At 68.1% G+C, this 3,282-nt stretch carries 2 protein-coding genes; one reads left to right on the top strand and one right to left on the bottom strand.

The features are described from left to right. Nucleotides 1-53 precede the first annotated feature (53 nt). Nucleotides 54-2,051, bottom strand: coding sequence for a hypothetical protein (locus P2P98_RS13530; protein WP_275800536.1), 1,998 nt, complete (start codon nucleotides 2,049-2,051; stop codon nucleotides 54-56). A gap of 448 nt (nucleotides 2,052-2,499) precedes the next feature. Between P2P98_RS13530 and P2P98_RS13525 the strand changes: the two genes are divergently transcribed. Next, nucleotides 2,500-3,279 (top strand): HAD-IIB family hydrolase, encoded by a 780-nt coding sequence (locus P2P98_RS13525; protein WP_275800535.1) that lies wholly within the window; start codon nucleotides 2,500-2,502, stop codon nucleotides 3,277-3,279. The last annotated feature ends 3 nt before the right edge of the window (nucleotides 3,280-3,282 follow it).

Raw genomic sequence — 3,282 nt, 5'->3', positions numbered from 1 at the left:
AAGCACCCCGGTGCTCCGCAAAGGAGCACCGGGGTGCTTTCACTCAGTCGTGCTTAGCGCTCGACGCGACGCAGGCGACGGTAGCCGAGAGCACCGACTCCACCGAGCAGGAGCGCAACGGCACCCCAGGCCAGCGGAGCCGGGTCACCCATACCGGTGACGGGCAGCTTGCCGCCGCCGTTACCCCCACCGGCGGGGCCGGGGGTCGCGGTCGGCGAGGGGGTCGGCGCCGGAGCAGCCGCCACCGCGAAGCTCACCGAAGCGGAGCTCGAAACGCTGTCGATCGTCTGGGTGGCGACGACCGTGTAGGCGCCCTCACCGAGAGCGTTCTTCAGCGCGACGGACCACTTGCCGTCCTTGACCGTAGCCTGACCCACCTTGGCGTCGTTGACGGTGACCGACACGACGGCCCCATTCACACCGGTGCCCGAGACGGAGGTCGGGATGGCGTCACCGCTGTAGGTGGCACCGTCCTGGATACCCGTGATGGTGGGAGCGGCGGGAGCAACGGTGAACGACGAGGTCGCCTCAGCCGAGGTCTGGCCGTCACGTGCCTGCGAGGCGGTCACGGTGTAGTTGCCGTAGCCGAGGTCGGCCTCGACCGACCAGGTGCCGTCAGCGGCGACCTTGGCGGTGCCGTCGACATCGCCCTCGACCGTGACCGTGGCGCCGGCGAGGCCGGTGCCCGAGATCGCGGTGACCTCGGTCTCGACGGTGGAGCCGTTGGCGGGCGTCGTGATGACCGGCGCCTCAGCCTTGACCTCGACGGAGGCGTCGACCTTCGACGACTTGTTGTAGCCGTTGACCGCGGTCATCGAGAAGGCGAACGTGCCGAGCTTGTCGGGCGCGTTGAACGTCCAGTTCCCGTTGCCGTCGACGGGCACGTCGAACGTGTCACCCGAAGCGGGCGTGACCTTCAGCGTGGTGCCGGCCGGGGCAGTACCCGTGATGGGAGCGCCGACGCCGACCGTGCCGCCGTTGGCGGGCGAGGTCAGAGCGGGGTCGTCGATCTTGATGGCGACGGTGTAGCCACCGGTCTGGGCGAGACCCTGCTGGAGGTCAGCGGCCCACATCCAGGTGCCGGACTCCGTACCACCGGAGACGAGACCGACGGCGGTGTTGCCCTGGATGACAGCGCCACCCGAGTCGCCGGGGGCACCGACGCGCTGGTCGCTGACGACGGCGAAGCCGTAGACCCAGCGGAACGTTCCGTCGGGCTTGCCGATGCGCGACCAGCCCTCGACCGCGTCGACGGTACCGGTGGTGAAACCGGTGGTGCGACCCGACTTCGAGGCGGCCTGGCCGACCTGGGCCGAGCCCACGGCGCGCACGTCGATGGTCGACGCAGCGAGGTCTTCCGACGAAGCCGTCTTCCAGTCGGTGACCTTCGGAAGAAGGTCGAGGTCATCGTTGGTCACGTCGATGGTCGAGATGTCGACCGAGTTGACGTCGCCTTCCGAACCCTGCGAGTTGTCGGAGCCACCGAACTGCCAGAACGACAGCGAGCCGAGCGGCGCCATTTCCTCAGAGGTGTTGCCACCGCCGGCGGGGTCGGTGCTGGGGACGGTCAGGATGCTGCGGTCGATGACGCCGTCGACGGCGCAGTGACCGGCGGAGATGACCGCGGGGTCGCCCTTCGGGGTCCAGCCGCTGAACCCGACCGAGCAGTAGCCGCCGTTGGATGGGTCGGACGACTCGTAACCCAGGTACCCGGCGCCACCCACGACGTCGTTCTCGGCCAGAGCCGAGAACTCGCTGTCGATGTGCTGGACCTTGACGTTCGACTTGGTCTGGACGAAGGACTTGGCCTCGCCCTCCAGGTTCGACTCGTCAGCGGTGGTGAACACGACCACGTTGCCCTCGCCGTCCTTGGCGACAGCCTGGACCTGGTCGCCGCTGCTGAGCAGCTCGCGAGCGGTCGAGTCGAACTCAGGACCCGCCGTGGGTGCGATCGACTGATTGTCACCGGCGAAGGCCACCGCGGGGGCCAGAAGGCCGGTCGCAGTGAGCGCGAGAGCGGCGGACGCAGCGACCCACCCCGTGCGCTTCATGTTTCTTGTCATCGTCTCATCTCGTGTGTGTCGGTGGAACGACGCGCGAAACGGTCGGGGATCGCGTTCGGGCCCCCACCCACCTCACAGCGTCGACGGCAACCCTACGATGAGCTGAGCATTGCTTGTGAGGATCTTTCGTATTTTGGCCGATGATGAGGAAAATCTCATTTTCAATTCACCTTTGCCCAATGCATCGCATCGATTTCAATGGCCGGCGTATTGCTTGCGCGAAAGGCCGCGAATTCCACAAGAATGAACCGGGGATGAGGCCTGCGATCCCCGCTCCGCGCACCGCGGTTCACGAGGCGACGACGGACGCGACGGCCACCTCGATGCGGTCGCCGTGACCCGCATAGAATCGGCTGAAGCCGCGCGGTCGCCCGCGTCCGGCGAACGCCGACCGTGCCGCCACCCTCGGTGCGGCCACCTACCGCTCAGGAGCACCGTGCCCGACACCACGCCCCGTCTCGTCGCCTTCGACCTCGACGACACGCTCGCCCCGTCCAAGACCGCGATCGATCCCCGTATCGGCGACCTGTTGCTCGCTCTCGCGGAACGCGTGGAGGTCGCGATCATCTCCGGCGGCCAACTGCAGCAGTTCCGGTCCCAGGTGGTCGAGAGATTGCCGCAGACGGATGCGTCCCTCCTCGAGCATCTCCACCTCATGCCCACGTGCGGAACCCAGTACTACCGCCTCGACGCCGACGGCATCCAGACCGTCTACGCCCACTCCCTCACCGAAGACGAGAAGACCCGGGCGCTGTCCGCCGTCCGCGAGGAGGCCGAGCGTCTCGGCCTCTGGGAAGCCGAACCGTGGGGCGAGATCCTCGAGGACCGCGGCTCTCAGATCACCTTCTCGGCTCTCGGTCAGAGCGCGCCGCTCGACGCGAAGATGGCGTGGGACCCGACCGGGGAGAAGAAGAACAGCCTTCGCGAGGCCGTCGCGGCCCGCATCCCCGACCTCGAGGTCCGCTCCGGCGGATCGACCTCGGTCGACATCACCCACCGCGGCATCGACAAGGCCTACGGCATGCGCCAGCTGGCCGATGCGACCGGCATCCCCCTCGACGACATGCTCTTCGTCGGCGACCGCCTCGACCCAGACGGCAACGACTACCCCGTGCTCGCCATGGGCGTCGCCTGCCACGCGGTCCACGGCTGGGAGGACACGGCCGACTACCTCGACGCCCTCATCCCGACGCTGCCGGTCCGCGCCCAGGTCTGAAGC

Source organism: Microbacterium sp. Kw_RZR3, assembly GCF_029222405.1.
Classification (GTDB): domain Bacteria; phylum Actinomycetota; class Actinomycetes; order Actinomycetales; family Microbacteriaceae; genus Microbacterium.
This window is presented reverse-complemented; position numbering and strand designations above follow the sequence as displayed.

What these genes read in the sequence shown, in the direction of transcription:
- P2P98_RS13530 (WP_275800536.1), bottom strand. Translation starts at nt 2,051, where the DNA reads ATGAAGCGCACGGGGTGGGTCGCTGCGTCCGCCGCTCTCGCGCTCACT.